Source organism: Arthrobacter sp. Sr33, assembly GCF_054511195.1.
Window position 1 is genome coordinate 276,941 of sequence record NZ_JBTNDD010000003.1, and the last position, 15,052, is coordinate 291,992.

Consider the following 15,052-nt stretch of genomic DNA (forward strand, 5'->3'; position numbering starts at 1 on the left):
TCGACGTTAAAAGGAAAGGCCGCCACCGGAAAGGGTGGCGGCCTAGAGTCCTTAGCGGACCGGGTGACTGACTACTTGACAGCAGCCTTCAGCTTGGAGCCGGCGGTCAGCTTGACGCTGCTGCCTGCTGCAATCTGGATGGTCTCGCCGGTCTGAGGGTTGCGTCCGGTGCGGGCGGCACGCTCGGTGCGCTCGACAGCGAGCCAACCTGGGATGGTGACCTTGACGTTGTTGGCAGCTGAGGTTGCCAGTACATCGAACAGTGCGTCAAGAACGCCGTTAACGGCGGTCTGGCTGGTGTCAGCCTTCGCTGCTACTTCTGCTACCAGTTCGCTGCGGTTCTTGGTTTCTTTCGTTGCCAATTTACGTCCTCCTGGACTTGTCCGTTATTTGTAAAGCCTTCACGATTCTGAAAGCCTCTGTGCGAAAACTTACCAGCTTGAGCACCAAACTCCGGTCGTTTCCGGCGTTTTTGGGGGTTTTTAGATGCCAAAGGGCACTATTTCAGCTGCTGACTCGGGGAAATCCCTGTTTGGTGCCGGTGAAGACCACGACCAGCGCCCCGAGTGCCAGCCCCGCCGCAGCGAATCCGATTCCCGACGGGTCACCCACTGTCAGCATCTGCGCACCCACCAGCGCCCCGGCGCTGATCCCGATATTGAACGTCGAGTTATGAACGGCCGCCACGGTGTCCGGGTGGTCCCGGAACGCGCTCATCGCCGCGGTCTGCACATAGGCGGGAACCGGACCGTACAGCAGGCCCCACAGGATCACCACGGCCAGGGTCCAGCCCGGCGCCCCATCCAGCAGCGCGACCCCCAGGAAAGACACCGTCATCACCAGCAGGGAGAGCAGTAACGCGGGACGCAACGCCGAGTCGGTGAACCGGCTGCAGATCGCGAGTCCCAGAATCCCGGCTCCGCCGTAGGCGAGCAACGCGAATCCCACGTTCTCAGCGGTGAAGCCTGACTGGAGCAGCACCGGGGTGATGAAGGTGTAGAGGGCAAACTGGGCGGTCATCATCACCACCACCGCGACTATCACCCGCCGCAGTGCAGGTCCCGCCAACGCCTCACGCAGCTGTGCGCCGCCAGAAACCTTGGACCCGCTAATGCCCGGCATGACGACGGCGGCGCCCACCGACAGGAGCAGCGCGATGATGGCGGCGCAGCCGAACGACCAGCGCCACCCGACCGTCGCCCCCAGCCAGGTGCTCAGGGGCACCCCGAGAGCGATCGCGACGGCGTTGCCCGCGTTCACCAGCGCCATCGCCCCACCCAACCGGCCCGGCGGTGCCAACCGGCTCGCGTAGCCGAAGACCACCGCGAAGAACAGTGCGTGACACGCCCCGGCCAGGATTCGCCCGGTCAGCGCCACCGAATAATCCTGTGCCAGGCACAGCACGATGTTGCTGACGCCGTAACCGGCGAGCAGCCCCACCAGCAGCGGCTTTCGGGGCACAGCACTGGTCCACGCGTTCAACGGGATGGAGGCGAACACCACCACTGCTGCGTAGGCGGAGACCAGCAACCCGATGGCCGACTCGGTGACCCCCAGGTCCTCCGCCATCAGGGGCAGCAGACCAATGGGGAGCACCTCTGTGGCGACCGCAAGGAACCCACCCACGGACAGCAACAGCATCGGAGGTTCGAGCAGTTTCTGCTGCCGCACGGGCATTCCCTTCAGGATGGGTGCAGTCTGTCAGGACCGGCGCTTAACGCAAGAGGACGGCGACCCAGGGTCGCCGTCCTCTTGCAGACTGGTAGTTACCAGCCAGCCGGAGTTACCAGCTGGACTTGGTCACACCGGGCAGCTCGCCGCGGTGAGCCATGTCGCGGAAGCGAACACGGGAGATACCGAACTTCTGCAGCGTTCCGCGGGGGCGGCCATCGATCTGGTCGCGGTTGCGGAGGCGTACTGGCGACGCGTTGCGGGGCAGCTTCTGCAGGCCGAGGCGTGCAGCTTCGCGGGCTTCGTCAGTCGCGTTGGGGTCAACCAGCGTCTTCTTCAGCTCGAGGCGCTTCTCGGCGTAGCGCTCAACAATTACCTTGCGCTGTTCGTTGCGGGCAATTTTAGACTTCTTAGCCATGTGTTTAGCGCTCCTCTCGGAATTCGACGTGCTTGCGGATCTTGGGATCGTACTTCATCAGAACCATGCGGTCCGGGTCGTTACGGCGGTTCTTGCGGGTCACGTAGGTGTACCCCGTGCCGGCCGTCGACTTCAGCTTGATGATCGGGCGTACGTCTTTATCTTTTGCCATTAGAGCTTCACTCCCCGAGCCAGGATCGACGCGACGACGGCGTCAATTCCGCGCACATCGATGGTCTTGATGCCGCGGGCCGAAACCTGCAGCGTGACGTTGCGGCGCAGGGACGGAACCCAGTAGCGCTTCTTCTGGATGTTCGGGTCAAACCTGCGCTTGGTGCGGCGGTGTGAGTGGGAAATGCTGTGCCCAAAGCCCGGCTCGGCTCCAGTCACTTGGCAGTGAGCTGCCATGACGATCCTCCAAAGAGTTAATGAAAATACCTAGAACCAGCAGTCTTGTCTGCTGGGAATGCAATCAGAGGCGCCCCAAACGACAGCCGAAACTGTCCAGATGATTAGCGGTTTTCGCGCAACTTGAGCCCCTAACTACCGATTCCCCGGAAGATATGTTCCCAAGAATCGGAGCAATTGCGCACGCTCCGCCACCTGATGCCCTCCTATTCTAGGAGCTGCCGGGGGTTAAGACCAATCGCCGTTGCGGTCTACCACCGTCACGACGTCGTCGTCGCCCACCTGCGCTCCGGCGTCGAGCGTGGCACCGGAGTCAACTATGGACCGCACAATCCGGGCCCCGGAGGGAACGGTGACCCCGTTCAGCAGGATCGAATCGACGACGACGGCGCCCGCCTCCACCACCGTGTCCGGCCCAATCACGCTGTGGCTGACTTCGCCGAGGACGCGGCTGCCCGGCGCCAACAGCGAGTCGGCCACGACCGCACCTTTCCCGACAAACCCGGGCAGGCGCTGGGAGCTGCTGGTGAGGATGGGCCAGGCCGGGTGGTCGAAGGCCAGACCCTCGCCGTCAAGCAGTTCCATGTGCGCCCGGTGGTAGTTCTCCGGGGTACCAAGATCGAGCCAATACCCTTCAAGGCGGTGTTCCACCACGGTTGAATGCTGCACCAGGTGGGGCAGCAGCTGGTCGCCGTAGTCGTCGAGGCCGCCCTCTTCCTTCTCCAGCAGTTCCAGGGTGTCGAGCAGGTGCGCGGCATCGAATAGGAAGACTTCGGTGGCCACCAGGGTGGTCTTGGGCTGGTCGGGCTTGTACTCGAAGCCGGTGACGGCGCCGCCGGACACCTCGACCACACCGTGGTTGGAGGCGTCGCCGTCGAAGTGTGTGGTCACGATTGTCGCGGCGGCTTTGGCCTCCAGATGCGTTTGGACGACATCGCGGAAGTCCAGCTGGTACAGGTGATCGGCGCTCAGGAGGAGCACCAGGTCGGGGTCGAACTCGCGGATAAACGCTGCCTGCCGGAACAGGCTATCGGCGTTTCCGTCCGCGAAGCCCTCCCCTTCCCTGCCCTCAAACGGCGGCAGGACACGCAGCCCGCCGTTGGTGCGGTCCAGATCCCACGGCCGGCCATTGGCCAGATGGTCGTTGAGCGAGTTCGGCTGGTACTGCTGCACCATCCACACATCCGAGAAGCCGCTGTGGTGCAGGTTGGAGAGGGGGATGTCGATCAGGCGGTAGGAGCCGGCGACGGGCAGCGCCGGTTTGGCACGCTTATCCGTCAGCGGCCCCAACCGTCCACCCGAACCGCCTGCGAGAACGATCGCAAGGACGGACGGTCGGTTCATGGTTGCGCTCCAGGTGTGGGTTGATTCAGGATCCAGTGGGTACTGTCGAGGCGGGCCAGGATCTTCTTGCCAATCCGCTCCAGGTCGCGGACGTCGTCGTCGGTCAACGCGTCGAAGACCGACTCCCGTACATGGTCAACATGCTCGCGGGCCAGTAACTGCAGATTCGTCAGCCCGTCCTCGGTGATCCGGGCGGTGGTGACCCGACCATCGCTGGCGCTGGGGCACCGGGACACCCAGCCGCGCTGCTCAAGTTTCTTCACCACATGGCTCAGGCGGGACAGTGACGCATTCGACCGGGCAGCGAGTTCACTCATCGCGAGGGTGAGGTCATCAGTCTCGGAAAGCATCGCCAGGACGTGATAATCGAACAGCGTGATCTTGGCCTGCCGGAACAGGTGGGCGTCCAGCGTGCCAGGGAGCATGGTGGTGACGGCGTAGAGCGCAAGCCAGGCTTGCCGCTCCTCGGGATTCAGCCATCGGACACCACTCATCCCGCCATTCTGGCACAGACACCGTTTGCCACCGGGGCCCCGCCGGCCGGCTGGGACCCTAGGCCCACGCCGGGCGGGTGAGCTCCGGGTACTTGGCCGTCAGCACATCCCCCGAAGACACGCCGCGCAGGCGCCGCCCAACCCACGGCGACAGATAGTCGCGCGCCCACTGGGCGTCCGCTCGTAGCTGATCTATCCGCGACGACGCCGGCGCGGCCTCCAGCTCGGGCAGGTCGATCTCGTGGGAGGCCCGCAACACTTCGAGCACCCGCCTGGCCATGAGGGTGTGTCCGGCGGCGGACATGTGCATCCGGTCAGTGTCCCAATAGCCCCAATTCTGGAACTCCCTGAACCGCCAGTAGTCCACCACGTCGGCGTGGTGCCGGTCAGCAATTTCACGGACCAGTTCGTTATAGATGGCCGTCCGCCCGCGGGTCTTGCCGAACACCGCCGACCCCACCGAATCAAAACCGGTAAACAGCACCACGGCGGCGCCCGAGCTCGCAAGGCGGGCCACGCCGTCGTCGTAGGCGGCCATCAGCGCGTCAATGTCGATCCGCGGCCGCAGGATGTCGTTGCCACCCGCGTAGATGGTGATCAGCGTGGGCTGCAGGGCCAGGGCCCGGTCAACCTGTTCGTCGAGGACCTGGCGCACTTTCTTGCCGCGGACGGCGAGATTCGCGTATCCCCAGGAGCTGTCGGCAAGGATCAGTTGCTCGGCCACCCGGTCAGCCCACCCCCGCACCCCGTTGGGGCTGGCTTCATGCCAGTCGCCGACGCCTTCCGTAAACGAATCACCGAGGGCCACATATCGTTGAGAGAATTCCACTAGAAGAGGCTACCTGCTCCCGCCGCGCGATAAGGTGGCATTGCAAGCAGACTGATAACTTTTTGCAGTGCACCCTGCTCCCCTCCCCACAACCTGAGAAGGACATCATGACCCAGCCCTCCGACACTCGGACCAAGCGCGCCGCGTTGATCATCAACCCGGTCAAGAACACCGGGGCTGATATTCGTGCGATCGTTTCGGAGCTCTGCGCTGCCGAGGGGTGGGACGAGGTGCTGTACCTGGAGACATCGGTTGATGACCCCGGCCGTGGTCAGGCACAGGAAGCCGTCGATGCCGGCGTGGACGTGGTGATCGCCGCTGGCGGTGACGGAACGGTCCGCTGCGTGGCCGAGGTCGTCAACGGCACCGGCGTCGCACTGGGGCTGATCCCGCTCGGCACCGGCAACCTGCTGGCCCGGAACCTGGACATCGCCGTCGACGATCCGGAGGAGGCCGCCAAGGCAGCCCTGTTCGGCACCGAACGCAACGTTGACGTCGTCCATGTCACCGTTGACCGCGCCCAGGACTCGCACGTGTTCCTGGTGATGGCGGGGCTGGGGTTTGACGCGTCGATCATGGCTGACACCCGTGATGACCTCAAAGACAAGGTGGGCTGGCTGGCCTACGTCGACGCCGGCATCCGGAACCTGAGCGGCAAGCCTGCACGCACCCGGATCACACTGGACGGCGGCGATGTCATCGAGCGTCGGCTGCGCAGCGTGATGGGCGGCAACTGCGGCAAGATCATGGGCGGGCTGGAGATTTTCCCCGGCGCCAAGATTGACGACGGCCTACTGGACATCATGACCGTGGCGCCCACCGGCCGGCTCGGCTGGCTTGGCGTCGTGGGTAAGCTGTTTGCCCGCGGAAAGGGCAAGGACCCATCGCTCGAGTACTTCCAGTGCAAGGAAGCCGAGATCCAGCTCGACGAGCCGCAGGAAATCCAGCTCGACGGCGACCCCCTCGGCAAGGGCACCCACATGGTCCTGCGCGTGGACGCTAATTCGTTGCGCCTGCGGATGCCTTACGGCAAGAAGGATCCAGCAGTCGTCACCCACCCGGAGCCCTAAGCCGCGAGGGCCGGGCCCGGGCCGGGTTAGAGCCGGGTCTGGGGATCGACTTTTTCGCCGTCGACCAGGAGCTCGAAGTGGAGGTGGCATCCGGTGGAGTTGCCGGTGCTGCCGACGGCGCCCAGGCCCTCGGCTTTGCCCACTTTCTGCCCCACGGTCACGCCGAGCACACTGAGATGGTTGTACGAGGTTTGGAGGCCCCCGCCGTGGTCCACCACGATCCGCTGGCCACCACCATAGGCATGCCACCCGGATTCCACGACGGTGCCCGCGCGTGATGCGAGGACCGGCGTACCGCAAGCCCCTGAGTAGTCGGTCCCGGTGTGCAGCTCGTCGCCGTACCCGCCCATCGGGTTCACCCGGTAGCCGAACGACGAAGCAATTTCGGCACCCTTGATCGGGGTGGTGAACGCTGCCGCGTCGCTGGACAGGACAGTGGTTTTGGCCTTCGGGGTTGCGGCCGTCGCGAGCGGGGACTCCTTGCTGAAATCAATTTCTGCTTCAGCGTCAGCAGTAACCGGTGCGGCTACGGCGGGGCCGGTTCCGGCGGTAGGGGCTGCCGAGGGGGAAGCCTCTGGCGAGGGGAAGGCTGCGGTGAGAACGAGGCCCGCCGCTGCGGCGAGGACTCCCACGGCCAGCACAGCTGACCGGCGGTTGGATTTCAAGATGGACTTAGGCGGGGCGGACGCGCGGCGGCGCCCGGACGTGACCGGCTGGAGCAAAACAGGAGCCTCTCTGCAACGCCGGTGAAGTTAGCTGTCGGATTCGAGCAAGAGTTGACTCGGCCCACTGCTGCTCTTCCAGTGAGCGGAAGAGTGGTTTGCGAAGGGCTGCACCCCAAGGCAGAAAACTGCCGAAGATGGGTCCTCCACCCCTGCCACGGTGAATTGGGGGCCGGCTGCTGACAGGGTTAGGCGTGCAGTCCGGGAGCCACAATGATGCGGATGGCTCCCTATAAGAATAGAGTGCTTAGCCGAGAAGTTATAATTTCGTTACACAGATCACGGCGTGGCGACTAGCCAAGTTCAGATCGGCCCCTGCGCCAATACCCCATGAAGGCCACCTGCTTGCGGTCAATCCCGACGTCGCGCACCAGATAACGCCGCAGCCCACGGACCACCGCGGCCTCGCCCGCGATCCAGGCATAGAACGGGAGCGCACCGGAGGGCCGGTCCGGGTTCAGCGAGGAATTCAGCGTTGACGCGTTCAGCCGCTGCGGGGTTTCCCACAGGATCGTTTCGTCAATGTTCACTTCTTCCGGCTCGGGGCCTGCTGTGGCTGCGGCAGCGGCGGCGAGGGTCAGCCCGGCGCGGGAGCTGGCATCGACTCCGACGGCGAACGGCGCGGCCAGCGACACCCAGCCGGGCACCCGAACCGTATCCCGGACCGCCGCGTCCAGCAGTTCACCGTGGGGGCGTTCCCCCCGGGCGAGCCAGATGATTTCCACCGCTGAGGTGGTGGACACAGCCTGGAAGTCTGCGTGGTCCGGCACTTCAAGGAAGGCGTGCCCGCCGACGTCGGCGGGGAGGGACTCCAGAATGGCGCTGATGGCGGGGACAGCTGTCTCGTCGCCGGCGAGGAGGACCTGCTGGGCGAGCCCCGGACGCCACTCGATCCCGCCGTAGGAGCCGGCGGTGGTGCAGGTGGCGGCGTGGACGTTCGGGCCGATCAGCCAGATCCGATCGCCGGGGGTGGCGGCGGCGGCCCACAGCGACGCCGGCCCCCCGTTCCCCTCAGCATCGAAGTGCATCACGAAGTCGACGTCGATCTCTGGCTGGTCACCATCGCACCGGGCCGCCCTGACGGTGTAGGTGCGCATGGCGCCGCGCTCGGCGGGGTCCATCGCGAGCCACCGCTGATACCAACCCGAGCCCTCGGGCGGTGACTCGAGGAGCTCCCGCATGTTCACGCGGGGGGCATCGTCGTCGCGGGTGGCGGGGATCATGACTTTGATCCGCAGGTCGAGCGTTGGCCCCTGCACCCCGAAGTCCCTCAGGCAGGACCCGCCGAAGGTGATGCGTTGGAAGTTGTCGCTGAGGCGCTGCACCCGGGTGACGACGACGTCGAAGGCTGATACCGCCGAAACGGTTCCATCGGTGCGCTGGGATGCGCGCTCGCTCCGTCGGGCCGTGCGATTGCTGACTTCGGTCATGTTGCTGCCTCCAGGTGGTGCGCGGACAGCGTGTCCTGCGGATTAGGCAGGAACCCCTGCCCGGTGGACGTTTCGGGTGACGGCTGAGTAGCTCCGTCGCCTGAGTGGTGCCGGCCGACCGGCACCACCATGGGTGTGCCGGATACGGGGTCCGGGATGACGCGGCATTGCAGACCGAAAACCGAGGTGACGGTCTCCTCAGTCACCACCTCGGCGGGACTGCCCTGCGCGGCGATCTGGCCGTCCTTCATGGCGATGAGGTGATCGGCGTAGCGTGCGGCGAGGTTCAGGTCGTGGAGCACGATGGCCACCGTGGTGCCGTCGCGCCGGTTCAGGTCGGTGATCAGATCCAGTACTTCCACCTGGTGGGTGACGTCGAGGAAGGTGGTGGGTTCATCCAGCAGCAGGATGTCGGTTTGCTGGGCCAGGGCCATCGCGATCCAGACCCGCTGCCGCTGCCCACCGGACAGTTCATCGACAAAGCGGTCAGCGAGCTCAAGGGTGTCGGTGGCTTGGAGGGCGGAGGCGACGGCGACGTCGTCGTCGTTGGTCCACTGCCGGAACCAGCCCTGGTGCGGGTAGCGGCCGCGACCCACCAGGTCGGCGACGGTGATCCCATCCGGGGCTACCGGTGTTTGCGGAAGCAGCCCGAGGATCCGCGCGACGGTGCGGGTGGACAGCGAGTGGATGTCCTTGCCGTCGAGGTTGACGACGCCGGCCGACGGCTTCAGCAGGCGGGCCAGGCCGCGCAGCAGGGTGGACTTGCCGCAGGCGTTGGCACCGACGATCACCGTGACCTTGCCGGCCGGCAGCTCGACGGTGAGGTCCTGGACCACTTTGCGGTCGTCGTATGCGAGTGTCAGCTCGCTGGCTGTCAGAGCCATCTCAGCCTCCCTGTCCTGTCCTGTTGGCGGTCACGAGCAGCCACAGCAGGAACGGGGCGCCGAGGACGCCTGTTACTACGCCGACCGGAAGTGACACACCGGGAATCATGTTGGCTGCCACGAAGTCTGCGGCGAGAACTATCACCGCGCCCACCAGTCCGGCCGCGGTGAGAGACACGGCGCCCTTCACGAGGCGGCGCGCGATCGGGCCGGCGAGGAAGGCGACGAACGCCACCGGCCCGGCGGCGGCAGTGGCAACGGCAGCCAGGGCCACTCCGACGGTGATCAGAGCTAGCCGCGATGGTTCGACCCGGATGCCGAGACTGGCGGCGGTATCGTCGCCCAGTTCCAGTCCTTGCAGCCCCCGGGACAGGACGGCCGCCGCGGGGATCAGCAGCAGCAGGGCGAGGATGAGGATCGTGGCGCGGTCCCAGTTGCTAGAATTCAGGGAGCCGTTGAGCCAGACCAGGGTGTCCGATGCGGTGCGGATATCGGTGCGGGTGAGCAGGAAACTGACCACCGCGTGCAGCACCGCGGCGAAGCCAATTCCCACCAGGATCAGCCGGTACCCGGCCGCCGAGCCGCGGCGGGAGAGCAGGTAGATCGCTGCCGCGACGGCGAGTGCACCGATCAGGGCGGAAAGGGAGACCGCAACGCCCGCCGCCCCAAACAGCACTATTGCTGCCACGGCGGAGGCACTGGCTCCGTAGCTGATCCCAATGATGTCGGGGCTGGCCAGCGGGTTCCGGAGCATGGTCTGGAAAATGGTGCCCGCCAGGCCGAAGGCCACCCCGATAAGGACCGCGATCACCGCGCGGGGAAGCTTGTTTTCCATCACGATGAAGGTAGCGCCGGGGATATCGGCGCCGCCGAGGATCCTGAAGAAGTCCGGGATGGTCACGGTATAGGTGCCGAGCAGGACGGAGACCGCGAACAGGACGGCGGTGACCCCCGCGAGGATACCGATCACCAGGCGGCGCTGGGCTGCTTGCCGGCGTCGACCGCCGCTGACGGTAGCCGCCGACGGCGGTGTGGCAGCGCCATTCGGTGCGGCAGCGCCATCCGGTGTGGCAGCGCCATTCGGTGTGGCAGCGACGTCCGGGGCGGCGGGTGTGGCCGCGCCGGTCGGGGGCGCTGGGTGGAGGCTCATAGTTGGGCCAGCTTCCGGCGGCGGACCAGCCAGATGAACACCGGGGCGCCGATGACGGCGGTCATGATCCCCACCTGCACCTCGCCGGGTGGCAGGATGAGCCGGCCGACAATGTCGGCTCCGATGAGCAGCACCGGGGCAAGTGCCACCGAGAAGGGCAGGATCCAGCGGTAGTCGGGGCCGGTGAGCACCCGCACCATGTGAGGGATCACCAGGCCCACGAAGGCGATCGGTCCGGCGGCTGCGGTCGCAGCGCCACAGAGGATGACGACGCCCAGCGCCGCGACACCGCGGGCTATCGCCACGTTCTGGCCGAGCCCCTTCGCGATGTCGTCACCGAGGGACAGGCTGTTCAGTGCCTTACCGGTCAGGAGGGTCAACAGGATGCCGACCACGAGGAACGGCAGGACCGGCAGGAGGACATCCCAGCCACGGCCTGACACGGTGCCGACCTGCCAGAACCGGAACCGGTCGAGCGTCTCCTGGTTGGACACCAGGACGGCGTTCATCAGACTGCCCAGCCCCGCGGACAGGGCCGCCCCCGCGAGCGCCAGCTTGATGGGGGTGGCGCCTTCCCGGCCGAGGCTTGCGATGGCGTAGACCACGACGGCGGCGAAGGCTGCCCCGGCGAACGCGAACCAAATGTAGCCGGTCACCTCGGCGATCCCGAAGACGTAGATGCCGATGACGACGGCGAGCGCGGCTCCTGCGTTGACGCCGAGGATGCCTGGGTCAGCGAGCGGGTTCCGGGCCACTCCCTGCATGGCGGCACCGGCGAGGCCGAGTGCGGCGCCGACCATGAGGCCGGTGACGGTGCGGGGAATGCGGGAGTGGACGACGGCGTGGTCGCCGTTGGCCGGGTCGAAATCGGTTAGCGCAGCGACCAGGACGTCGAAGCTGATGGGCCGGGAGCCGAATGCGAGCGAGGCGGCGCAGACCAGGGCGAGGGCGACCAGCACTGCGCCCAGCTTCAGAACCCGGCGCTGTCCGCGGGGTCTGGCTGAGGCGATCGGAGCGCGGGCAAGAGGGGCTGGAGCAGTCTGCACTGCCATCGCATGCCTCCTCACCGTCTAACTCCGGACAGAAGTAAGGCTAGCCTACGGTTACCTCTATTAAGAAACGGTTATGTTCCCTAATTAGCCAGGGTGGGTCGTTCGGAGGGGCACCCGGCAGGTCGCTCCCTACCCGCCGAAACCCCACCCAGCAGCCGGGGAATCCGGTACGGGCGGGCTATCGGTTGACACGGTTTAGCTGGCTTTAGGCAGCGGTGGGCGGGGTTCCCTGCCCGAAGGGCTTGCCGCCGAGGCCTTCCCTGCCATGCTCGGTGTGCCAGTTGGCCAGATCCGGGCCTTTGGGCACAATCCCGGTCGGGTTAATGTCTTCGTGCACGATGTAGTAGTGATCCTTGATCTGGTCAAAGTCGATCGTGTCGCCGAAGCCGGGGGTCTGGAACAGGTCCCGGGCGTAGCCCCACAGGGCTGGCATTTCGGTGAGCTTGTTCCGGTTGCACTTGAAGTGTCCGTGGTAGACGGCGTCGAAGCGCACCAGGGTGGTGAACAGGCGGACGTCGACCTCGGTGATGGTCTCGCCTACCAGGAACCGCTGGTGGCTGAGGCGTTCCTCCAGCCAGTCCAGCGCGGTGAACAGGCGGTCGTAGGCGTCGTTGTACGCTTCCTGCGATCCGGCGAACCCGCACCGGTAGACGCCGTTGTTCACCTCGGTGAAGATCCGCTTGGCGACCTGATCGATCTCTTCACGCAGTTTCTCCGGGTACAGATCAGGGGCGCCGTCGCGGTGGAAATCTTTCCACTCAGTGGAGAAATCAAGGGTGATTTGCGGGAAGTTGTTGGTGACGACGGCACCTGAAGGCACGTCGACGATCGCCGGAACGGTGATACCGCGCGGATACTCGGGATCTCGCTTGAAGAACGCCTCCTGCAGTCGTTCGATGCCCAGGACCGGATCGCGTCCGTCAGGGTCAAGGTCGAAGGTCCAGGACCGCTTGTCGTGGGTCGGGCCCGGGGTCCCCAGCGAAATGGCGTCCTCGAGTCCGAGGAGCCGGCGCACGATGATGGCGCGGTTCGCCCAGGGACAGGCGCGGGCGGCGATCAGCCGGTACCGGCCGGCCTCCACGGGAAAGCCGTCCGACCCGTCCCGGGTGATCCGGGTTTCGATATAGGTGGTGTCGCGGCTGAATTCCTTGCCCGTGTTCACGTAGGCGCCACGAGTGCTGTGTTCGTTCTCGGTCATCTGTTCAGCCTAATCTTCTGTCGCTGGGCTGTTGGTTGGAACAGCCCGGCGACAGAGGTGGAATTGATCACTGGGTGATCGCCGGTTGGCGATCAGTTGTCCTGGCTCTGCCGGGCCGACTCGCGTTCGTACTTCCGGCGCAGCTCACGCCCGTTGTCGATGTCCTCGAGTTCCTTGTCGAGCTTCTTGCGGCTTGCGGTGGCGTCCCGTGGAGGGAGCTGGATGGTTTCCTCAGCTTCGATGCCGGCCTGGAGTTGCCGGCCGCGCTCCAGTTCGGCGTCGAACTCTGCACCGAAGAGCAGTGAGAGGTTAGCCAGCCAGAGCCACAGCAGCAGCACGATGACGCCGGCGATCGCCCCGTAGGTCTCGTCATAACTGCCGAAGTTGCCAACGTAGAAAGAGAATCCAGCAGTGGTGAGTCCGAGGACCAACAACGCAACAAACGATCCCATGCTCATCCAACGGAACTTGGGCTGCTTCACGTTGGGCGCCCCGTAGTACAGGATGGCGATCATCAGGATGGCAAAAACCACCATGACCGGCCACTTGGCGATGTTCCACACGAGGAGAGCCGTGTCGCCGAGACCGATCACATTCCCGACCGATTCGGCGATCGGTCCGGACAGGACCAGCAGGAGGGCCATCAGCACCACCAGCAGCAGGACTATAGCGGTGATGAGGAGCATTACCGGGCGCAGCTTCCAAAACGGACGCCCCTCCTCCACTTCGTACACCCGGTTCATTGCCCGGCTGAAGGCGTTGACATAGGCGGAGGCAGACCAGAGCGCACCGAGAACACCGATGATCAGCGTCAGACCAGCACCCTGTGAGGTAGCGAGACCTTCGATAGTGCTTTCGAGCGTCTCGTTCTCGGCTGCACCCGGTGCCACCCCTTCAAGGATGTCCAGCACGGTGTTGGTGGTGGTTTCCGCCTGACCGAAGACACCGAGCAGGGAGACCACCGCCAGCAGCGCCGGGAAAATCGCCAGCACCGCGAAGTAGGTCAGGGCAGCAGCCAGATCGGTGCACTGGTCTTTGCCGAATTCACGGAGGGTGCGCTTGAACACGTATCCCCAGGCTGGCTTCTTGATCTCGGTGGGGCTGTCGGGCTTCCGGTCGTCGTCAGGACTCGGCGCATTGCGTGCTTTGTCCTGGGTCTGCGCTTCGGGCGAATCCGCCGCTGTGCCGCCGCTGGGTGCCATTTGGTACCTCCACATAGTTCCTACAGGTCCAGCTGATTATTATAAGGACCCTTACTAGTGCATAAGCCTACCTAAGGATTACCGTTGGCACATGGCTTTCTCCCAGATTAGTCCAGCCGGCACCCTCCGAATTGCGGTTGTTGGCGCCACCGGTAACGTCGGAACCGCTCTGTTACGGCGCTTGCAACGGGCCGCGGCCGAGCATCCGGGCGGCGTGGAAATCGTCGGCTTCGCCCGCCGGCTTCCTGACACTGCCCGGGCCCCCTACGCCGGGTGCGAATGGCACGCCCTCGATATCGGGACCGACGAGGGACGCAGCACGCTCACCGCAGCACTCGCCGGCGTTGACGCCGTCGTGCATCTGGCCTGGGCCATCCAGCCGAACCGCAATGAACCGGCGATGCACCGCACCAACGTCACCGGTACCGCCAACGCGCTGCAGGCGACCGCCGACGCGGGAGTGCGCCACTTCGTCTGCGCGTCATCGGTGGGTGCCTATAGCCCGGCCTCGAAGGGCCAGCGGGTGGATGAAAGTTGGCCGCATGGGGGCATCAGCACCTCTCACTACAGTCGGCATAAGGCTGAGCAGGAAGCGCTCCTTGATGACTTCGACCGGAGGTACCCGGAGATCCCCGTCACCCGGATTCGCCCGGGGCTGATCTTTCAGCAGGATGCAGGGAGCGAGATCGGCCGCTACTTCCTGGGCCCGCTCGTCCCGAAGTTCCTGCTGGATCGGCTGCGGCTCCCGGTCATTCCCATCCCTGATCGGCTGATCTTTCAGGCGGTCCACGCCGACGACGTCGCAGACGCCTACTGGCGGGCCGTCGACCGGCGGGTGGGTGGTGCCTTTAACATCGCTGCCGAGCCGGTGCTCACGCCGGCCAAGGTCGCGGGGCAGTTGGGCGCCCGACGAGTGGTGAACCTCCCCGTGAAGGTGCTGCGCGCCGTCGTCGGCGTGACCTGGGCGCTGGGGCTGCAGCGTACCGATCCGGGGTGGATCGACATGGCTGCCCTGGCACCGGTCATGAACACCGACCGTGCACGCACACTGCTCGGGTGGGAGCCGGAGCATTCCTCACTCGACGCCATCCGCGCCGTGCTGACCGGGCTGAGCGCGGGCGACGGCGTGGACGGCTCCCCCAGCCTCAAACCCCGCACCTAGCCCTCCCCGCATTGGAGC

General features: G+C 65.5%; 17 protein-coding genes and 1 riboswitch. Of the genes, 2 read left to right on the forward strand and 15 right to left on the reverse strand.

The genetic code is table 11. The annotated features are described in order from the left end of the window. Positions 1–71: 71 nt before the first annotated feature. The 8 genes from ACX80T_RS06395 to ACX80T_RS06430 all read right to left on the reverse strand — a co-directional run bounded on the left by ACX80T_RS06395 (position 72) and on the right by ACX80T_RS06430 (position 5,164). Positions 72–362: an HU family DNA-binding protein gene (locus ACX80T_RS06395; RefSeq protein WP_019481737.1), complete on the reverse strand. Its 291-nt coding sequence runs from the start codon at positions 360–362 to the stop codon at positions 72–74. A 142-nt stretch (positions 363–504) separates the two neighbouring features. Next, positions 505–1,671 (reverse strand): MFS transporter, encoded by a 1,167-nt coding sequence (locus ACX80T_RS06400; RefSeq protein ID WP_459304008.1) that lies wholly within the window; start codon positions 1,669–1,671, stop codon positions 505–507. A gap of 112 nt (positions 1,672–1,783) precedes the next feature. Beyond that, complete coding sequence (gene rpsN / locus ACX80T_RS06405) at positions 1,784–2,089, reverse strand: 30S ribosomal protein S14 (protein ID WP_019481735.1); 306 nt, start codon at positions 2,087–2,089, stop codon at positions 1,784–1,786. Positions 2,090–2,093: 4 nt separating this feature from the next. Then, positions 2,094–2,261, reverse strand: coding sequence for a 50S ribosomal protein L33 (gene rpmG, locus ACX80T_RS06410; RefSeq protein WP_019481734.1), 168 nt, complete (start codon positions 2,259–2,261; stop codon positions 2,094–2,096). Continuing rightward, on the reverse strand, positions 2,261–2,497 hold the full coding sequence (gene rpmB, locus ACX80T_RS06415; RefSeq protein ID WP_019481733.1) for a 50S ribosomal protein L28: 237 nt from the start codon (positions 2,495–2,497) through the stop codon (positions 2,261–2,263). The genes rpmG and rpmB overlap by 1 nt, the downstream gene beginning before the upstream one ends. Before the next feature lie 228 nt (positions 2,498–2,725). After that, the gene (locus ACX80T_RS06420) at positions 2,726–3,841 is read right to left on the reverse strand and encodes a glucose-1-phosphate adenylyltransferase family protein (protein WP_459304009.1); all 1,116 of its coding nucleotides are present in this window, start codon (positions 3,839–3,841) and stop codon (positions 2,726–2,728) included. Continuing rightward, positions 3,838–4,335, reverse strand: a complete 498-nt coding sequence (locus ACX80T_RS06425; protein ID WP_459304010.1) for a MarR family winged helix-turn-helix transcriptional regulator — start codon at positions 4,333–4,335, stop codon at positions 3,838–3,840. Before ACX80T_RS06425 ends, ACX80T_RS06420 begins: the two co-directional genes overlap by 4 nt. A 58-nt stretch (positions 4,336–4,393) precedes the next feature. Further along, positions 4,394–5,164, reverse strand: a complete 771-nt coding sequence (locus ACX80T_RS06430; protein WP_026040936.1) for an SGNH/GDSL hydrolase family protein — start codon at positions 5,162–5,164, stop codon at positions 4,394–4,396. A 107-nt stretch (positions 5,165–5,271) separates the two neighbouring features. On the opposite strand from ACX80T_RS06430, the gene ACX80T_RS06435 reads away from it, so the two are divergent. Then, entirely contained in the window at positions 5,272–6,234 is a 963-nt protein-coding gene (locus ACX80T_RS06435) for a diacylglycerol/lipid kinase family protein (RefSeq protein WP_459304011.1), read from the forward strand. Positions 6,235–6,260: 26 nt separating this feature from the next. Here ACX80T_RS06435 and ACX80T_RS06440 read toward each other — a convergent pair whose 3' ends face one another. The 7 genes from ACX80T_RS06440 to ACX80T_RS06470 form a co-directional block, all read right to left on the reverse strand. After that, positions 6,261–6,899, reverse strand: a complete 639-nt coding sequence (locus ACX80T_RS06440; RefSeq protein ID WP_459304012.1) for a M23 family metallopeptidase — start codon at positions 6,897–6,899, stop codon at positions 6,261–6,263. A 61-nt stretch (positions 6,900–6,960) separates the two neighbouring features. Continuing rightward, positions 6,961–7,144, reverse strand: a riboswitch (cyclic di-AMP (ydaO/yuaA leader). A 105-nt stretch (positions 7,145–7,249) separates the two neighbouring features. After that, positions 7,250–8,386, reverse strand: coding sequence for a siderophore-interacting protein (locus tag ACX80T_RS06445; protein WP_459304013.1), 1,137 nt, complete (start codon positions 8,384–8,386; stop codon positions 7,250–7,252). After that, complete coding sequence (locus ACX80T_RS06450; protein ID WP_116778444.1) at positions 8,383–9,270, reverse strand: ABC transporter ATP-binding protein; 888 nt, start codon at positions 9,268–9,270, stop codon at positions 8,383–8,385. The genes ACX80T_RS06445 and ACX80T_RS06450 overlap by 4 nt, the downstream gene beginning before the upstream one ends. A gap of 1 nt (position 9,271) precedes the next feature. After that, on the reverse strand, positions 9,272–10,420 hold the full coding sequence (locus ACX80T_RS06455; protein ID WP_116778445.1) for a FecCD family ABC transporter permease: 1,149 nt from the start codon (positions 10,418–10,420) through the stop codon (positions 9,272–9,274). After that, entirely contained in the window at positions 10,417–11,472 is a 1,056-nt protein-coding gene (locus ACX80T_RS06460) for a FecCD family ABC transporter permease (protein ID WP_024476539.1), read from the reverse strand. The genes ACX80T_RS06455 and ACX80T_RS06460 overlap by 4 nt, the downstream gene beginning before the upstream one ends. A gap of 205 nt (positions 11,473–11,677) precedes the next feature. After that, positions 11,678–12,670 (reverse strand): glutathione S-transferase family protein, encoded by a 993-nt coding sequence (locus tag ACX80T_RS06465; protein ID WP_024476538.1) that lies wholly within the window; start codon positions 12,668–12,670, stop codon positions 11,678–11,680. Between the two features lie 92 nt (positions 12,671–12,762). Then, positions 12,763–13,872, reverse strand: a complete 1,110-nt coding sequence (locus tag ACX80T_RS06470) for a YihY/virulence factor BrkB family protein (RefSeq protein WP_019481396.1) — start codon at positions 13,870–13,872, stop codon at positions 12,763–12,765. Between the two features lie 91 nt (positions 13,873–13,963). Here ACX80T_RS06470 and ACX80T_RS06475 point away from each other — a divergent pair, with 91 nt between their 5' ends. Continuing rightward, complete coding sequence (locus tag ACX80T_RS06475; protein WP_116778446.1) at positions 13,964–15,034, forward strand: NAD-dependent epimerase/dehydratase family protein; 1,071 nt, start codon at positions 13,964–13,966, stop codon at positions 15,032–15,034. Positions 15,035–15,052: the final 18 nt, after the last annotated feature.

What these genes read in the sequence shown, in the direction of transcription:
- rpsN (WP_019481735.1), bottom strand. Translation starts at nt 2,089, where the DNA reads ATGGCTAAGAAGTCTAAAATTGCCCGCAACGAACAGCGCAAGGTAATT.
- rpmG (WP_019481734.1), bottom strand. Translation starts at nt 2,261, where the DNA reads ATGGCAAAAGATAAAGACGTACGCCCGATCATCAAGCTGAAGTCGACG.
- rpmB (WP_019481733.1), bottom strand. Translation starts at nt 2,497, where the DNA reads ATGGCAGCTCACTGCCAAGTGACTGGAGCCGAGCCGGGCTTTGGGCAC.
- ACX80T_RS06420 (WP_459304009.1), bottom strand. Translation starts at nt 3,841, where the DNA reads ATGAACCGACCGTCCGTCCTTGCGATCGTTCTCGCAGGCGGTTCGGGT.
- ACX80T_RS06425 (WP_459304010.1), bottom strand. Translation starts at nt 4,335, where the DNA reads ATGAGTGGTGTCCGATGGCTGAATCCCGAGGAGCGGCAAGCCTGGCTT.
- ACX80T_RS06435 (WP_459304011.1), top strand. Translation starts at nt 5,272, where the DNA reads ATGACCCAGCCCTCCGACACTCGGACCAAGCGCGCCGCGTTGATCATC.
- ACX80T_RS06445 (WP_459304013.1), bottom strand. Translation starts at nt 8,386, where the DNA reads ATGACCGAAGTCAGCAATCGCACGGCCCGACGGAGCGAGCGCGCATCC.
- ACX80T_RS06450 (WP_116778444.1), bottom strand. Translation starts at nt 9,270, where the DNA reads ATGGCTCTGACAGCCAGCGAGCTGACACTCGCATACGACGACCGCAAA.
- ACX80T_RS06455 (WP_116778445.1), bottom strand. Translation starts at nt 10,420, where the DNA reads ATGAGCCTCCACCCAGCGCCCCCGACCGGCGCGGCCACACCCGCCGCC.
- ACX80T_RS06460 (WP_024476539.1), bottom strand. Translation starts at nt 11,472, where the DNA reads ATGGCAGTGCAGACTGCTCCAGCCCCTCTTGCCCGCGCTCCGATCGCC.
- ACX80T_RS06465 (WP_024476538.1), bottom strand. Translation starts at nt 12,670, where the DNA reads ATGACCGAGAACGAACACAGCACTCGTGGCGCCTACGTGAACACGGGC.
- ACX80T_RS06470 (WP_019481396.1), bottom strand. Translation starts at nt 13,872, where the DNA reads ATGGCACCCAGCGGCGGCACAGCGGCGGATTCGCCCGAAGCGCAGACC.
- ACX80T_RS06475 (WP_116778446.1), top strand. Translation starts at nt 13,964, where the DNA reads ATGGCTTTCTCCCAGATTAGTCCAGCCGGCACCCTCCGAATTGCGGTT.